The sequence below is a fragment of the Pseudomonas sp. SMSB3 genome (assembly GCF_052041965.1).
Classification (GTDB): domain Bacteria; phylum Pseudomonadota; class Gammaproteobacteria; order Pseudomonadales; family Pseudomonadaceae; genus Aquipseudomonas.
Map to the genome: position 1 here is coordinate 1 of NZ_JBKGGV010000013.1, position 16,645 is coordinate 16,645.

Annotated in this window: 15 protein-coding genes; 4 read left to right on the forward strand and 11 right to left on the reverse strand. The window is 62.8% G+C overall.

Annotated features, from left to right (window positions below):
• Positions 1 to 225 precede the first annotated feature (225 nt).
• Positions 226 to 1,110, forward strand: coding sequence for a formate/nitrite transporter family protein (locus ACLEJW_RS19040; RefSeq protein WP_145187672.1), 885 nt, complete (start codon positions 226 to 228; stop codon positions 1,108 to 1,110).
• 1 nt (position 1,111) lies between these two features.
• Here ACLEJW_RS19040 and ACLEJW_RS19045 read toward each other — a convergent pair whose 3' ends face one another.
• The 9 genes from ACLEJW_RS19045 to ACLEJW_RS19085 form a co-directional block, all read right to left on the reverse strand.
• On the reverse strand, positions 1,112 to 2,206 hold the full coding sequence (locus ACLEJW_RS19045) for an MBL fold metallo-hydrolase (RefSeq protein ID WP_440778046.1): 1,095 nt from the start codon (positions 2,204 to 2,206) through the stop codon (positions 1,112 to 1,114).
• An 87-nt stretch (positions 2,207 to 2,293) separates the two neighbouring features.
• Positions 2,294 to 2,614, reverse strand: coding sequence for a DUF2025 family protein (locus ACLEJW_RS19050; RefSeq protein WP_440778047.1), 321 nt, complete (start codon positions 2,612 to 2,614; stop codon positions 2,294 to 2,296).
• Between the two features lie 135 nt (positions 2,615 to 2,749).
• Entirely contained in the window at positions 2,750 to 3,619 is an 870-nt protein-coding gene (locus ACLEJW_RS19055) for an efflux RND transporter periplasmic adaptor subunit (protein WP_440778048.1), read from the reverse strand.
• An 11-nt stretch (positions 3,620 to 3,630) separates the two neighbouring features.
• Entirely contained in the window at positions 3,631 to 3,837 is a 207-nt protein-coding gene (locus ACLEJW_RS19060) for a DUF1656 domain-containing protein (RefSeq protein WP_145187684.1), read from the reverse strand.
• Entirely contained in the window at positions 3,824 to 5,812 is a 1,989-nt protein-coding gene (locus ACLEJW_RS19065; protein WP_440778049.1) for an FUSC family protein, read from the reverse strand. The genes ACLEJW_RS19060 and ACLEJW_RS19065 overlap by 14 nt, the downstream gene beginning before the upstream one ends.
• A gap of 164 nt (positions 5,813 to 5,976) precedes the next feature.
• Positions 5,977 to 6,093: a cytochrome c oxidase subunit CcoM gene (gene ccoM / locus ACLEJW_RS19070; protein WP_306102582.1), complete on the reverse strand. Its 117-nt coding sequence runs from the start codon at positions 6,091 to 6,093 to the stop codon at positions 5,977 to 5,979.
• A gap of 135 nt (positions 6,094 to 6,228) precedes the next feature.
• The gene (locus tag ACLEJW_RS19075) at positions 6,229 to 6,390 is read right to left on the reverse strand and encodes a hypothetical protein (RefSeq protein ID WP_023379090.1); all 162 of its coding nucleotides are present in this window, start codon (positions 6,388 to 6,390) and stop codon (positions 6,229 to 6,231) included.
• A gap of 66 nt (positions 6,391 to 6,456) precedes the next feature.
• Positions 6,457 to 6,786 carry an aspartate-semialdehyde dehydrogenase gene (locus ACLEJW_RS19080; protein WP_145187690.1) on the reverse strand — a complete coding sequence of 110 codons (330 nt, stop codon included), beginning with the start codon at positions 6,784 to 6,786 and terminating at the stop codon, positions 6,457 to 6,459.
• A gap of 88 nt (positions 6,787 to 6,874) precedes the next feature.
• Positions 6,875 to 7,570, reverse strand: coding sequence for a M949_RS01915 family surface polysaccharide biosynthesis protein (locus ACLEJW_RS19085; RefSeq protein ID WP_145187693.1), 696 nt, complete (start codon positions 7,568 to 7,570; stop codon positions 6,875 to 6,877).
• 131 nt (positions 7,571 to 7,701) lie between these two features.
• Here ACLEJW_RS19085 and rapA point away from each other — a divergent pair, with 131 nt between their 5' ends.
• Positions 7,702 to 10,548 (forward strand): RNA polymerase-associated protein RapA, encoded by a 2,847-nt coding sequence (gene rapA / locus ACLEJW_RS19090; protein WP_313301929.1) that lies wholly within the window; start codon positions 7,702 to 7,704, stop codon positions 10,546 to 10,548.
• A 210-nt stretch (positions 10,549 to 10,758) separates the two neighbouring features.
• Entirely contained in the window at positions 10,759 to 13,023 is a 2,265-nt protein-coding gene (locus tag ACLEJW_RS19095) for a putative bifunctional diguanylate cyclase/phosphodiesterase (protein ID WP_440778050.1), read from the forward strand.
• On the opposite strand, the gene ACLEJW_RS19100 is transcribed toward ACLEJW_RS19095, so the two are convergent.
• A complete protein-coding gene (locus ACLEJW_RS19100; protein WP_440778051.1) occupies positions 12,923 to 13,810 on the reverse strand; it encodes an NAD(P)-dependent oxidoreductase in 888 nt (295 codons plus the stop codon). The two genes, ACLEJW_RS19095 and ACLEJW_RS19100, sit on opposite strands and share 101 nt — an antisense overlap.
• A 194-nt stretch (positions 13,811 to 14,004) precedes the next feature.
• Between ACLEJW_RS19100 and ACLEJW_RS19105 the strand changes: the two genes are divergently transcribed.
• Positions 14,005 to 16,188: a hypothetical protein gene (locus tag ACLEJW_RS19105; protein WP_313456811.1), complete on the forward strand. Its 2,184-nt coding sequence runs from the start codon at positions 14,005 to 14,007 to the stop codon at positions 16,186 to 16,188.
• Between the two features lie 151 nt (positions 16,189 to 16,339).
• On the opposite strand, the gene ACLEJW_RS19110 is transcribed toward ACLEJW_RS19105, so the two are convergent.
• Positions 16,340 to 16,645 (reverse strand): DUF2288 domain-containing protein, encoded by a 306-nt coding sequence (locus tag ACLEJW_RS19110; protein ID WP_145187709.1) that lies wholly within the window; start codon positions 16,643 to 16,645, stop codon positions 16,340 to 16,342.

A 16,645-nucleotide genomic window follows, 5' to 3' on the forward strand; every position in this document is an offset into this window, starting at 1 on the left:
TATTTTGAAGTTTTTTCGAAGCGGCTTTCTTACGAAAGCGTTCAACTTCAACAACTTACCGCTTGCCTCGTTGCGTTCAACGCTGCGAGGAGGCGAATAATACGCGCTTTGAAATCAGAGTCAACACCTTGATCTAAAAAACTTATTTTCGTCCCCTGCGCCTGACCGGCAACTAAATGCATGCAGCACCGCTCTGTAGAGAAACCCCCTAGGAGCGTACTGGCAATGAGCGATGCGCAAAGCGAAAAGACCCCCGGCCTGTCGGCAGATGAAGAGAAGGAAATCGATGACAACCAGCCCCCGCGCGCCGCGGTGCTGCACGAGATCATCCGTACCCAGGGCGACCATGAACTGGAACGCACCCTGGCCGCGCTGTGGTGGTCGGCCCTGGCCGCCGGATTGACCATGGGCCTGTCGCTGATGGCCATGGGGCTGTTGTATTCACGCCTGCCCGATGGCGAAAGTTCCCAGGTCATCGCCGCCCTTGGCTATAGCGCGGGTTTCCTGGCGGTGATCCTGGCCCGCCAGCAATTGTTCACTGAGAACACCCTGACTGCCGTGCTGCCGGTCATGACCACCCCTACCCTGGGTAACCTCGGCCGCCTCCTGCGACTGTGGGGGGTGGTGCTGCTGGGTAACCTTGCCGGGACCTTGCTGGTGGCGTGGGTCATGCTGGAACTGCCTATCTTCGACAGCAAGACCGACGTCGCCTTCCTGGAAGTCGGGCGCAAGGTCATGGAAAACGATATGAGCCAGATGTTCGCCAAGGGCATCGTATCGGGCTGGATGATCGCCACCATGGTCTGGATGATTCCGTCCATGGAGCACGCCAAGATCTGGATCATCCTGATGATCACCTACCTGATGGCGCTGGGCGACTTCACCCATATCGTCGTGGGCTCGGTGGAAGTGTCCTACCTGGTATGGGCCGGTGAAGAGACCTGGAGCCGCTTCTGGCTACACTTCGCCTTGCCGACCTTGGCCGGCAATATCGTTGGCGGCAGCTTCATCTTCGCGCTGATCAGCCACGCCCAGGTGCGCAGCGACAGCGGCAAGTCACCGTCCAAGCTGCTGAGCGACGACAAGCAGGAACAGCGCGAGCGCGATTGAATCAGCGCTGCGCCACTGACCGCTCAACCGTGCTCTCGCCCTGGCGCGATGGGTGCGGTTGCCACCAGCGCGGCCCTTCATGGGGCATATCGATGCTCACTCGCTCTCCCATTTGCGGCGTGCTGAGCTTCACCTGGGCCTGGGCTGCCAGCGCGACGATGCGTTCGAACGGCTCTTGCCAGGCATGCAGGGCCAGATCGAACGTGCCGTTATGGATCGGCAGCAGCCACCGCCCACGCAGATCCACATGCGCCTGCAGGCTCTGCTCGGGCTGCATGTGCACATTGGGCCAGGCGACGTTGTAGGCACCGGTCTCGATCAAGGTCAGATCGAACGGCCCATAGCGCTCGCCAATCTGCGCAAAGCCCGCGAAGTAACCGGTGTCGCCACTGAAGAACAGTCGCGTTTGCTCATCGACGATTACCCAGGACGCCCATAGGGTGCGGTTGCTGTCCAACAGCCCGCGGCCGGAGAAGTGCTGTGCAGGTGTCGCGACAAAGCGCACCCCGTGCACCTCGGTCTCTTGCCACCAGTCAAGCTGGGTGACCTTGGCCGCCGGCACCCCCCACTCGACCAACAGGTCACCCACGCCCAGCGGCGCCAGGAAACGCTCGGCGCGCGAAGCCAGGCGGCGAATCGCCTGTTCGTCCAGGTGATCGAAGTGATCGTGCGAGAGCACCACCGCAGCCAGTGGCGGCAAGTCATCGAGCCCCAGTGACGGGGCATGAAAGCGCAGCGGCCCGGCCCACTGCACCGGCGATGCCCGTTCGGCGAATACCGGGTCGGTGATGAAGTAGCGCCCACGCAGTTTGAGCAATACCGTCGAGTGGCCCAGGCGCCACAGGCTGTGGTCAGGCGCATCGAGCACCTGCTGACGGCTCATCGCCTGCACCCTGATCGCACCCGCCGGCCGCGTCTCTGGCGGCTTGCGCAGCAACAGGTATTTGAGGCCAATGCGCAGCTTTTTCAGGAAGCCGTCCTGGGGCAGGCTGGCCTGATTGTGAAAACGCCCGTCACGCTGAGGGGCGACGGGGTCGCCGGAACTCGCCAAGGGAGCCATAAGCAGCAACACTCCAAGCAACAACGAAGGCTTCATGTTACCCCACCGGGATCACATCAACCGTAAATGGCCTGATAAGCCGTGCTCAGGCTTGCCTGGCGTGGAGCATAGTTCGCTGCCTGCTCAGCGCAATGACCGCTCGGCCACGATCTCCGGCAGATCCTCGCGCTGCATATAGATGCGCAGTGGCTCGGCAATATTGAGCCGGTCATCGACGTGCTGGCTCAGCAGCAGTGCCAGGCGCTCGCGACACAGGGCCATGCGCGTACCCTGCTGCGCCCGCCAGACGAATTCGCTGCACGGGGTGATGCTGTCGTCTGCCACGTCCATGCCGAAGGCGTCTTCGGAAAAGCGCACGATATGCTCGCCGCGCTTGCCATGAAAGCCGACGAAGCCTTTGAGTTGGTCCGCTGCGCTGCAGATATCTTGAGAAGTGATGGCCATGAGGTAACCTCGCAATTGAACGAAAGAACGCACGCAAGGCCCGCGGTCGCCTCTACTGGACGACTCACAGCCGCCAGACTAGCGCATGCCCAGCGGGTGCGGCGAAGGATTTTCGTGGCAAATTGCAAGCGCCGATCAGCGCCGCGACTGATCCTCATGGACCTGCACGCTGGCGGTCATCCCCGCACTCAGGTGCACGCCCTGGGGAATGCTATCGAGCTTAATGCGGACCGGAATGCGTTGCGCCAGGCGTACCCAGTTGAAAGTCGGCTCGACCACCGGTAACAGTTGACCGTCGGGGTTGCTGTTGCTGTCGGTAATGCCACGGCTGATGCTTTGTACATGGCCCTGCATGGCCTCACCTGCGCCCATGAGCCAGACGCTGACGCGATCGCCCACGCGTATGCGCGGCAGCTTGGTTTCCTCGAAATACGCCTGAATATAGAAGGTCGAGTCGTCCACCAGCGCCATCACCGCCTGCCCGGCATTGACGTAGTTGCCCTGGGCCAGGCGCAGATTGGTGATATGCCCGCTGCGCGGGGCGCGCACCTCGCTACGCACCAGGTTGATCTTGGCCACCTGTAATTGCGCCTGCGCCTCGTGCAGCTCGCCGCGGGCGATAGCCGCGTTGATCTGGGCGTTTTCACGCAGCTCCGCGCTTATCGCCTCCGGGCCCAGCGCCGTGCGCCGCGCAGCCTCACGCTCGCGCAGGTGCAATTGCTGGGCGCGGGTTTCAGCCACGGCGCTGGCCTGCTCGAACGCCGCCTGAAACCGCTCGCGATCGATGCTCATCAGCACATCACCGGTCTTGACCTGCTGGTTGTCCTCGACCTTCAGCTCGCGCACCCAGCCCGAGACGTCTGGAGCGATCACCACCACATCGGCACGCACCCGCGCATCGCGGGTCCACGGCGTGAGCATGTAGTACTGCCAGAGTTGATAACCCGCCAGAACGGCGACGGCAACCACGCACAAAGTCACCAGTACGCGAACCACAGCACGCATTCAATCACTCCTCACAAAGGCCCAAGCAGACGCACCACCAGATACAGCACACACACGAACAAGGCCGCATCGAACAGCGCTTCGTGCCAGATCCAACGCCCGAGCGGCGTTGCCTGCACCAACAAGCGCAGCACGGCGGTCAACGCCAGTGCCATTAACACATAGATCAGAAACGGGCTGAGCAACACCCCGCCCAGCGCCCATTCACGCAAGCCCATCGGCATCCTCCTGCGAGCGGCACCATCTGCGCCAGCTGTTGTTCAACTGCAGCACCGCACCTTGCGCCAGGCGCAACGGGTCGCTGGCCGGCGCCTGCTGCAGCGCTTCGATGAACCGTGCGCTGGCGCTGTCCAGACGATGTTCGCGGCCGGCCGCTGGCCCTTGCGCCAATACCGCCTCGACCTGGCGCAAGTAGTCGCGATCAGCACCCGCCAACGGCACCTGGGCCAACGCCAGGCACATGCGCAGATGCACCAGCTCATCGCCCAGGTCCAAGCCATGCAGGCCATCGTCCCAGCGCTTGCGCCGGTGGTTCGACAACTCGCCCGCATGCCGCGCCAGTTGCATCAGCCGATCAGCCATACGCCCGCCGAACCAGGTGTCGGCGCCGCGCAAATCCCGGCGGGTCAAGCGCACCAGGTCGTTGATGGTCGCCGCGCGCAGGCGTCGCCCCAGCCACGCAGGGTGGCGAAACACCAGCAGACGGAACGCCATCACCGCCGCGCCCACGCCAACCAACATGGCTAAGGCACTGTTGAGCATGCTCGCCACCCCGAAGGTCATGGCATTGAGCGGTGCTACCAGGACGATGAAATGCAAACAGTAGGAGGTCGCCGTCGCTCCGGTACGCGGATGCGCCATGCCGAGCGCGCCGAAACCCAGCGGCACGCCCATGCCCAGGCACAGCATGGCGAAGCTGCTCCACTGCGGGAGGAGTATCTGCCCTACCAACAGTGCAACCGGGATCGCCAGCAAGATCCCGCGCAGAAAGCTCAGGCCGATCTGCGCGCCGTTTTCACGGCTGGCGAACAAGCTGCAGACCACGCAGGTCAAGACCAGCCCGCCGAGTGCCGACGGCCATGCGGTTGCCAGCCAGAAACTGCTCATGGCCAGAAATGCCAGGGCACTGCGTGAGCCAAACAGCAAGGCCAGCGACCAGTCGCGGTGCACGGCCAGCCCCTGGGCGGAGCTCCGCCCTGCCCTCCCGGCTTCGACATCGGTCAACGACTGGCGCGCGGCCATGGCGTTATCCAGGAGCAACGTCATGCGCGCCAGGCAATAGTGCTCGGCCGGGCTGATCTGCTGATCGTGGGCTGCATCCCACAGACGCTGGCGCAACAGCAGCAAGCCTGCTTGATCGGAGTCGAGCAACTGCGTGCGCAACTGCTCGAGCCACGGCGCAAGCCGCGCAGCTTCATGCGCATCGAGTTGCAGCCACTGCCGGCGCACCGAGCGGGCGATGCGCAGCAGCACCATGAGCGTGTGGCTCAAGCTGCGAATCGCTCTGGCCCGCTGCCGGCCGCGCTGCCCCTCGAACCAGGCGTGTTCACGCTGGGTGTCGATGGCGACGATGCGCCCGAGGCTGTCGAGCAGCCCTTTGCGCGCCTCGTCTTCGCCGCCGAGCATGGCGCTAGCCGCCTGCAGCCCGTTGGTCCAGGCCTGGCGCGCCTGCCCGGTCAATTGCTGCTCGACACGCAGCGGCCAGATCAAGGCGCTGCTGGCAGTGGCGCAAACGATCCCCAGGGAGATCTCGGTGCAGCGCGCCACAGCCTGGTCGAATACCTGCAACGGGTTGCCGATCGCCGGCAAGGCGATGATCGCGGCGGTGTAGCCGGCCAGCACGAAGGCGTAGGCCCAGGCGCTGCGCAGCTGCGTGGAAGCGGCGGTGCACAGCGCCAGCCACAGGGCCAAGGCCAGCAGGAACAACCACGGCGTCTGCGCGAACAGGCCGATGAACAACACCGACATGACCGTGCCCACCAGGGTGCCGGCCAGGCGTGCCAAGCCCTTCTGCACAACCATGCCGGACAACGGCTGGGCGACGATGAACGCGGTCATCAACGCCCACGCCGGCTGCTCCAACCCCCAGCGCATGGCCAGCCACAGCGCCAGGGCTCCCCCAAGCAAGGTCTTGAGGGCGAATTTGATGGCAAGGCTGCTGGGTGCGAAAAGCGCCTGGAGGGTGATGGGCACGGACGAACCTTATGCGCGGTGGCTAGTTACACGATAGACAACGGCAGATAGCATAATGCGCGACTTTTTAATTAGCTAGCTAATCATCTATATAAACCACGCGCACAAAAAAATGGGCGACCGAAGTCGCCCTAAATGCCTTGCGTGCTCGTGAATCCGGAACCTCAGCGCGGCTTGCGCTTGTTGGCGTCCTTCCAGATGAAAATGCCCAGACCGGCAAAGAAGGCGAACATCAACCCGACCGTTACCACCCCCGCGATAACCACGTTGTCGAGAAACATGCTGGCCTCCTGATAGGTTTGCCGTCGTCCGATGGATGCAAGGTAACCAATCTGGCGGGGGAGAAAATTGATCAGGGTCAACTTCGCCCAGAACTGGGCTCACGAGGCGGGCGCAGGGATGACCTGCGTCAAATTTCAGCGCTTCTTGGGTTTGCCTTTGGGCTTCTTTTTCTTGGCGCCTGCCAATGGCATGGCCTGCTCGAACGCCTGGCGCACCTCGTTCAGGCGTTTTTCCTTGAGGTCATGGATGCGCTTGGCGCGCTCGGCATCGAAGTCGATGAGGTTGTCTTGGCTCATGGGTGGGCTCGACCGTCTACAGAACCTGCATCATGCCGCCGGCTAGCCGCGCTGACCAGCCCCCGCTCAGACTTCGATGTCCACCAGCAGACCCTGGCGCGGGGTTTCGCCCATCAACGGTGCCACCGGCACGGTGTTGTCGGCGTTGAGCTCATCACCCGGCACAGCACTGTAGAGCTCGTCTTCACGCGGGTTGCGGCGCTTTTGCTGGCGACGCTGCTCCTCACGCAAGAGCAATACCTGCTCCTGCGGATCGCGCTGGTGCTTGAGGTCGATCGCGCTTTCGCTGGACGACGGCTGCACGGGGACCACCGGCTTGATGTCGGGGGTCTGTTTGACCGGGTCCTGTTGCGAAGTCACGGGCGCGGCACTGAGCGGGATGATCGGCGGCAGCATGCAAGTTCTCCTGTACCCCTGTATCGGCCGACCCCAGGCCGGCTTGAGCGTGGCGGATCGGTACGCAGCGTGCCTAGGTAGACAGCGGTTACTGCAGATCGTCCTCGGGGTCATCGTCTGGCGGCGCGCTGACCTCGCTCCAGGGCCGCTTGTAGACTTGCTGCCACAGCCCATCAAGGTGCTCGCGCAGCACCGCGGGGGCGGTCTTGAGCGAGGCGCTGTCTTCGCGCTCACCGCCGATCGGCTGCTCCCCGGCCGGGCTGATCAGCGATTGGCCGGTGATGGTGTAGACCTTCTGCCCTTCACGCATTTCGATGGAGATGTCATGCGGGTCGATGCCACCGCCACAGTAGGCATGACTGGCGACGGTCACTTCGGCGACACCGTCCTTGTTCAGGTCGGTGACGTCGCTGACATCGGTATAGAAGTCGGCGTCCAGGTCGAGCCCTGGGCAGGTGGTTTCCTGTTCGATCTGCCAGCGCGGAACAAACGCATCGCGCTCGGCGGCACGCCCATAGAGCGTGGCCTTGAGCACCACCCGGTCGACTTCCTGCTCCGACTCGGCATCCACCGCCTGCCCGTCGCTGCGGCTCAGTACCAACAAGCCCTCGCCGTCGTGATCGCGAAAATGCACGCTCTTGAGCGGCGTCTGCACACCCAGCACTTCGAGTTGCTCGACCGGTATGGCAGGCAGGGTTTCAAAGCTTTTCTGTTCACAGGCAGCCAGCAACGACAAGCTGCCGATGGCCATACAGGTGTGCAACCAGCGGTGCGTGAACGACATAACGGCGCGCAACCCTTGTCAGCGAGACGGTGTTCTGCGATGAAACAGCTAGACTGATCGACTTCTGGGGTATGGTCCGCCCCCCTGATCCGTTAACATAGCCGGCTTTTCATCGCGGGAGTTCAGGCAGTATGGCGCAGCAGTATCAACCGGGGCAACGCTGGATCAGTGACAGCGAAGCGGAGCTTGGCCTTGGGACAATCCTGGCCCAGGATGGCCGCCTGCTGACCGTGCTCTATCCCGCCACTGGCGATACCCGCCAGTATTCCCTGCGCAATGCGCCGTTGACCCGCGTGCGCTTCTCGCCGGGCGACCAGATCACCCATTTCGAGGGCTGGAAGCTGACCGTGCGTGAAGTCGAGGACATCGACGGGCTGATGGTGTACCACGGCCTGGATGCTCAGAACCAGCCACGCACCCTGCCGGAAACCCAGCTGTCGAACTTCATCCAGTTCCGCCTGGCCAGCGATCGCCTGTTCGCCGGGCAGATCGACCCGCTGTCGTGGTTTAGCCTGCGCTACAACACCCTGCACCACACCAGCAAGCAGATGCAGTCGGCACTGTGGGGGTTGGGCGGCTGCCGCGCGCAACCGATCGCACACCAGCTGCACATTGCCCGTGAAGTGGCCGACCGCAGCGCCCCACGTGTTCTGCTGGCCGACGAAGTGGGCCTGGGCAAGACCATCGAAGCCGGCCTGGTGATTCACCGCCAGCTGCTCTCTGGCCGCGCCAGCCGCGTGCTGATCCTGGTGCCGGAGAACCTGCAGCACCAGTGGCTGGTGGAAATGCGCCGGCGCTTCAACCTGCAAGTAGCCTTGTTCGACGCCGAGCGGTTCATCGAGAGCGATGCCAGCAACCCGTTCGAGGATGCGCAACTGGCACTGGTGGCGCTGGAGTGGCTGGTCGAGGACGAAAAGGCCCAGGACGCGCTGTTCGCTGCCGGTTGGGACCTGCTGGTGGTCGACGAAGCGCACCACCTGGTATGGCATGAAGACCAGGTCAGCGCCGAATACGCCCTGGTCGAGCAATTGGCCGAAGTGATTCCTGGTGTGCTGCTGCTGACCGCTACCCCTGAGCAGCTTGGCCAGGACAGCCACTTCGCGCGCCTGCGTCTGCTCGACCCTAACCGCTTCCATGACCTGGCCGCTTTCCGCGCCGAGAGCGAAAACTATCGCCCGGTGGCCGAAGCGGTGCAGGAGCTGCTCGATCAAGGTCGCCTGTCGCCCGAGGCCCACGCGACCATCGAAGGGTTCCTCGGCGCCGAGGGCGAAGCCCTGCTGGCAGCGGTCAGCGATGGCGACACCCAGGCCAGCGCGCGCCTGATTCGTGAGCTGCTCGATCGCCATGGCACCGGCCGTGTGCTGTTCCGCAATACCCGGGCGGCGGTGCAAGGCTTCCCCGAGCGTCAACTGCACCCGTACCCGCTGGCCAACCCGGAGCAATACCAGGCGCTGCCCGCTGGCGAGCGCGCCGAACTGTATCCGGAAGTCGCCTTCCAGGCCCAGGGCGAGACGGCCGATGAGCAACGTTGGTGGCGCTTCGATCCACGTGTCGACTGGCTGATCGACACCCTGAAGATGCTCAAGCGCACCAAAGTGCTGGTGATCTGCGCCCATGCCGAAACTGCCATGGACCTGGAAGACGCCCTGCGCGTGCGCTCGGGCATTCCGGCCAGCGTATTCCACGAAGGCATGAGCATCCTCGAGCGCGATCGGGCAGCCGCCTACTTCGCCGATGAAGAGTTCGGCGCGCAAGTGCTGATCTGCTCCGAGATCGGCAGCGAGGGCCGTAACTTCCAGTTCGCCCACCATCTGGTGATGTTCGATCTGCCGGCGCACCCCGACCTGCTCGAACAGCGTATCGGTCGTCTTGACCGTATCGGTCAGCAGCACATCATCGAGCTGCACGTGCCCTATCTGCAGGACAGCCCCCAAGAACGCCTGTTCCAGTGGTACCACGAAGGCCTCAATGCCTTCCTCAATACCTGCCCGACCGGCAACGCCCTGCAGCATCAGTTCGGTTCACGCTTGCTGGCGCAGCTCGCTGGCGGTGAGGCCAAGGCCTGGACTGCCTTGGTCAGCGAAGCCCGCGCACAGCGAGAGCGCCTGGAGGCCGAGCTGCACAGCGGTCGCGACCGCCTGCTCGAACTCAACTCCGGCGGCGCCGGTGAAGGCCAGGCCCTGGTCGAGGCGATTCTTGAGCAAGACGATCAGTTCGCCCTGCCGATCTATATGGAAACCCTGTTCGACGCGTTCGGCATCGACAGCGAGGACCATTCGGAGAACGCCCTGATCCTCAAGCCAAGCGAGAAGATGCTCGATGCCAGCTTCCCGCTGGGCGATGACGAGGGCGTGACCATCACCTACGATCGCGCCCAGGCACTGTCGCGCGAAGACATGCAGTTCCTGACCTGGGAGCATCCCATGGTGCAAGGCGGCATGGACCTGGTGCTGTCCGGTTCCATGGGCAACACCGCGGTCGCGCTGATCAAGAACAAGGCGCTCAAGCCCGGCACGGTACTGCTCGAACTGCTGTTCGTCAGCGAGGTAGTAGCCCCGCGCAGCCTGCAGCTGGGTCGCTACCTGCCCCCGGCAGCGCTGCGCTGCCTGCTCGATGCCAATGGCAACGACCTGGCCTCGCGCGTGGCCTTCGAGACCCTCAACGATCAGCTTGAAAGCGTACCGCGCGCCAGCGCCAACAAGTTCATCCAGGCCCAGCGCGACGTGCTCGCCCAGCGCATCAGCGGCGGCGAAGCGAAGATCATGCCGACCCATGTCGAACGTGTCGCCGAAGCCCAGCGGCGCCTGGCAGCGGAGGCTGACGAGGAGTTGGCGCGCCTCACCGCGCTCAAGGCCGTCAACCCAAGCGTGCGTGACAGCGAGATCGACGCCCTGCGCAAGCAGCGCGAGCAAGGTCTGGCCATGTTGGACAAGGCCGCCCTGCGGCTCGAAGCCATCCGCGTGCTGGTAGCCGGCTAGCACTGGATTCGCTGGCCCCGGAACCCCGCGCATCCTTGCAAGGTGCGCGGGGTTTTTTCGTTATGCGACGCCGCTATTTGGTCCATAACCAAATCATTGAAGTCAAAGTGCCATTATTGAGGAAGCTTTCGACGCGTCTTTCTATACTGCCTCGGGACCGCCCACGCGGTTGACGACGACGATCTGGCGAACTCGAACAAAGGGCATGCTATGGAATGGCTGGGGTTGCAACTGTTCGCCGGACTGCCGGCACACGGGCAGATCGTCATGGACTGCCGCCACGAGCCGTTATTGATCGTGATCGCCTTTGCCGTGGCCAGCGCGGCGTGCTTTGCTACCCTCGACATGGCCGAGCGCCAATCCCACAGCCGCCACGCCGCCGCCCAGCGCCAATGGCGCCTACTGGGCGCCTGCTGCCTGGCCGGCGGCATCTGGGCCATGCATTTCATCAGCATGCTGGCCTTCCAGGCGCCGCTGGAAATGCACTACGACGCCACCCTCACTGGCCTGTCCTTGCTGATCGCACTGGCTGCGGCGTGGCTGGCCATGACCAGCCTCGATCGCAGCGACATGCGCGCGCATCATTATGTGCAAAGCGCGGTGCTGATCGGCGTGGGCATCATCCTCATGCATTTCGTCGGCATGGCGGCGATGCAGACCGGCGCGCAGCAGTACTACCAGACCAGCCTGCTGCTGGCCAGCGCGGCCATCGCGGTGATCACCAGCCTGGGTGCCCTGTTGCTGGCGCGCTTTTTTCGCAACGGCAGCGGCGTCGTGCATCAAGCGATGAAGTATGGCGCCAGCCTATTGATGGCCAGCGGCATCGTCGCTACCCATTTCACCGGCATGGCTGCCATGACCCTGGTCATACCTGCCGACACCGCACTTACCCTGCCTTCTGCTGACAACAGCCTGCAACTGAGCCTGACGGTGGCCTTCATCACCTTGCTCATCAGCGGCAGCAGCATCAGTGCTGCGCTGGCCGACAAAAAGCTGCAGAGCAAGGAAGAAGACCTGCGTCGCTACGGCGTCCTGCTCAGCCAACTGGATCAAGCCCGCGCCTCGTTGCAGCAAGCTGCCCATTACGATGCCTTGACCAACCTGGTCAATCGCCGCGGCTTCAACCAGCTGTTCGCCGAGCGTCTGGCCGAGCAGGATGCCAATCACAGTCGTCTGGCGGTGATGTTCCTCGACATCGACCACTTCAAACGGATCAACGACAGCCTTGGGCATGACGCAGGCGATGAACTGCTCAAGGCGATCGCCGAGCACATTAGCGCCGCGACGCGTAGCCAGGACCTGGTGGCGCGCCTGGGGGGCGACGAATTCTGTGTGGTGACCAGCCTCAACAACCGGGACGATGCGCGTCATCTGGCCCAGCGCATCATGCAACGGATGAAAGATCCGATCGACCTGGGTGGACGGCGCATGGTCATGACCACCAGCATCGGCATCAGCCTGTATCCCGATGACGGGCTGACAGCAGAAGAGCTGCTCAAGCACGCCGACCTTGCCCTTTACCAGTCCAAAGGCAACGGGCGCAACAGCCTGCATTTTTTCAACAGCTCGCTGAAAAGCCGGGCCAGCCTGGCCCTGCAGTTGGAGGAGGAGCTGCGCATCGCTTTGCTCGAGGAGCGCGGTCTGTGCGTGCATTACCAACCGATCTTCGACGCTGCCAGCGGCCAGGTGGCCAAGCTCGAAGCCCTGGTGCGCTGGCAGCACCCGCTGCATGGCTTGATGGGGCCTGACCGGTTCATCGGCGTCGCCGAAACCAATGGCCTGATCGTCGACCTCGACTTGTGGGTGCTGCGCCACGCCTGTCAGGATCTGGCTCGCCTGCACCAGCATGGCCATGCCAACCTCAGGATCACGGTCAATTGCTCGGCGGTGACCCTGGGCCACGAGTCCCTGCCCAACGAAGTGGCGATGGCGCTGGACCAGGCGGGCCTGGCGCCGAGGTACTTGGAACTGGAAGTCACCGAACATGCATTGATGGGCGATATCCAGCACACCGTCAACCTGCTCAAGCGCGTGCGTAGCCAGGGCGTTGGCCTGTCAATCGATGATTTCGGTACTGGCTACTCATCGTTGGCCTACCTCAAGCGTCTACCCCTGGACGTGCTGAAGATCGACCGCACGTTCCTGCACGATGTGCCCACCAACTCCAAGGACCGGCAGATCGTCCAGGCCATCATCGCGATGGCCCACACCCTGCACCTGAAGGTGGTCAGCGAGGGCGTGGAGACGCCCGATCAGCATCACTTTCTGGCCAGTAGCGGCTGCGACTACCTGCAAGGCTACCTGCTCAGTCGTCCACTGCCGATGGGCGATCTGCGCGCCCTGCTCGAGCGGCTCGACAGCCAAGCCTGGGCGCTTACTCCTCGCTGCGATAAAGCTCCACCAGGGTCGCCGGATCCTTTTCCAGATAACCCTGGCCACCGTGCAAGCGCATCAACTGCGCAGCCAGGCCACTGACGGGCGTTGCGGCGCCGTGTTCGCGAGACAGCTTGACCGCACCGTCCAAGTCCTTGAGCAACGTGCGCACGTGCCATCTGACCGGTTCGAACTGGCGCTTGGCCATCTGCGGTGCAAGGATCTGCAGCGGCTTGGAGTCGGCGAAACCACCGGCCAGGGCGTCGGCCAGCAGGCTGGCGTCCACCCCTGAGCGCTCGGCCAATGCCACCACTTCGGCGATGACCAGGGCATTGCAGGCCACGATCATCTGGTTGCACGTCTTGGTCACCTGCCCTGCCCCTACCCCGCCCATGTGCGTAACCCGCTGGCCGAGCACCTGCAGCACTGGGCGAGCACGCTGCAGATCAGCGGCTTCGCCGCCCACCATGATGGCCAGGCTACCGGCTTGCGCGCCCGCGACGCCGCCGGAGACCGGCGCATCCAGCCACGCCATGCCGCACCGGGCTGCCAGTTCCGCAGCCATTTCCCGGGTGGCGGTAGCTTCCAGGCTCGAGCAATCGATCAGCAGTTGGCCGCTGCGTCCGCCTTGTGCGATGCCCTGCGCGCCGAACACCACCTCACGCACGACGGCGGTATCGGCCAGGCACAGCACTACCATGTCGCTGCTGCGGCACAGCTCGGCCGGATGGCTGGCCAGGCGCGCACCGGCCGCGAGCAACGACGCGCATTTGTCCGGGCTGCGGTTCCATACCGTCAGGGGATAGCCAGCGGCCAACAGGCGTTGACACATCGGCAGGCCCATCAGGCCAATTCCGGCAAACCCCAGCGAAGGCAATGCTTTACTCATGAGCAACTCCAGGCAGCAAATCGAAGAACCCGCACCAGCGGGTGTGCAGGTGCCAATTCAGCGTAAAAACCTTAGAACTCGTAAGGGAAACCCCTATCGCATGGCCGAAGAGTCCGTTGCTACAGTCGCGCTATACCCGTACTGGCCATGTGGCATAACCCTCACGATCCCATCTAGAAGGCAAACGGCGCACTATGACCTCTGCGAACAATTCTGCCAATGCGGCCCATGAGTCTTCAGCCTTGCCAGCCGCGCCGAGCAGCAGCGATCCGCGGTCGCCCGCCAGCGTCTCGCGCCCGCTCCCCCAGCAGTACCTGTACTTCACCGAACAGGACATCCAGAGCATTCTCGACAACCTCGACGGCCTGCGTGATCTGGTATTTCCCAGCACCCTGCACGCCGAAGACGAAGACGCCTTGCGCCTGGAGCAGCAGTTTCCATCGGTGTGCCTGATCGGCCTGGGTCGCTGCGGTTCGAATATCGCCCTGGACGTGGCGGAGCTGGTGTACAACGCGCGCACGTTTTTCCTCAATGAGTTCAACAATGAAGACCGTCCCAGGGGCGAGCCCGACTACAGCCCGGCGCGGTGGATACGGCAAAACCTGCGGCTGGTGCAGAACAAAGGCGCCAAACCGGTCTTTCTGGTCGAGCCGCTGGTCATGCTCGGCGACCTCGACAAGGACATTGCCGGGCGCATTCGTTTTTCGCGCAAGGGTGAGCGCGGCGGCTTTCTGCGCGACTACAGCAAGATGAAGATCATGGACCTGTCCGAGGTCCACGCTGGCGGTGCCGGCAACGCGCCGATTCTGGGCCAGTACTTGGCCAGGATCATCCTCAACCGCGAAACCCAGCGCTTCTCCAGCGCCGAGTGGAAGCTGGTGCATTCCTACCTGATCGACTCCTGCGGCATCAAGGCCAACCAGTCGCGCTTGTACTTCTACATTTTCAGCGCCGGCGGCGGCACTGGCTCAGGCATGGCCTCGGAGTTCGGCCTGGCCCAGCAGTACGCCTACATGAACAAGACCTTCGACACCAAACCCGTCGAAGACAACGACGGCAAGAGCGGTCACTCGTTCGTGTTCGAACCGATCTTCACCAGCGGCATTTGCGTGCTTCCCAATGCGTCTGACAACCGCAGTGAAATGTCCGAAGCCTTGCACATCAATGCCGGGCGGCTGCTGTGCAAGTACCTGAGCGAGGAGTGGGATTTTTCATACAACTTCGCCAATGAGGACAGCGGCGAGGCCAGCGTGATGGGGCGCATCCGCCCGTGGAACGCGATGATGCTGATTTCCAACGACATCATGCGCTATGCCGAGCAGAGCGACGATGGCACGATTCACAACATCGACGTCAATGCCATGGAGAAACACGCCAACCAGTATATCTCCCAGCAGATCTTCAACATCCTGACCGCCCAGGCGGTGACCACCGACTACGACCAGAATTATTTCCGCCGTGCCGGCATCGACATCGGCGAAACCATCCGCCTGGATGCCAACGACCTGTTCATGAGCCTCGCCGGGCCTGTAGCGATCGCCTATGCCGAGTCGGTCGTGCCCGAAGCGCCGACGCCGAGCTCCGACAAGTTCAAGGTCTTCGAACGCGACACACCGCGCATGGACATCGACGACCTGTTTCTGCGCTCGATCGACCTGCCGCATTTCAACAAGCAGACCCAGGCCATCGAAGGCATCAGCCTGCTGCCGATCGAGTCGCAACGCTACCGCGCAGCTCTGGAGCAGTATCAGGCTTCTGGCTTCGACGCCGCTGCCTTGCACGACCTGCATTTCTTCAAAAACTGCTCGTCGGTGGTGTCGATCGTCTCGCTGCCCAAGGACTACAAGCTCTCTTACATGGACCTGAACCGGCTCAAGACCCACCTCAACAGCCTGTTTCCCAACACCACGCTCAAGCGCTATGCCCTGGTGATCGGGGCCTCGGCCAACCTGTCGCTGACCACCCTGATCGCCAAGAGTCCATGCCTGTCGGACGATTTCCTGACCTTGATCGTAGCCTTCATCAAGCGCTGCTTCGCCAGGCCGCCGTACCGCTTCGACGACACCCTGGACAATGCCATGCTCGACTTCATCACCAGCGAGCACTTCCAGGAGGAACGCATTGATCAGCTGCTCAATGAGTTCGAAAACCCGGCGAAAATTCTTGATACCAATTGGTATGCGATCAAGCCCATGTACGAAAAAAAGTACCGTGAGCTGATCAGTGACAAAGGCCGTTTCGTCTCGATCAACGATATCCGCCTGTCGAGCGAGTGCGTGAAGAAGGCCATCAAGTACCTGCGCGAGATCTTTCGTCACCGCATCGGCAAGACCCGGGTCATTTCCCTGAACAACCACACCGGACGGATCGACTACTAGGCAACCTGGCGAGCGGTAATTACGCTGTGCGTAAACTGTTACCGCCCCGCCGAATCGCCAAGCGACTGTTACCAACTTCCACCTTACGTGCGCGTCAACGCGCACGCTTTAGGTGCGCTTGTGCATTTGCGTGCACTGAAACGGATCTCGCTTACCCACGGGCTTTGGTTTGGATGACGATGAACGGCGAAACCACCACCGCCCAGATCTCTGGATCGCGGCTTTGCAGATCGCTCGCCTGCTCGGCGGTCACCGGCCCGACAGTGCCATCGTTGCGCCATTTGGCAACCATCTCGCTGCGATTTTCCGCCATTGCAGCAGCGACTTCGATCAGGTCGAGAGAGGGCTCGACCCAAATCAGGTCACCCTTGGCCCAGAAACGCTCCAAAGCTTTCCACTCGATGATCGCCGTCTCGCCGAGCAATTTGGCATAGAGGGTGCTTGTTTGATCAGTCAT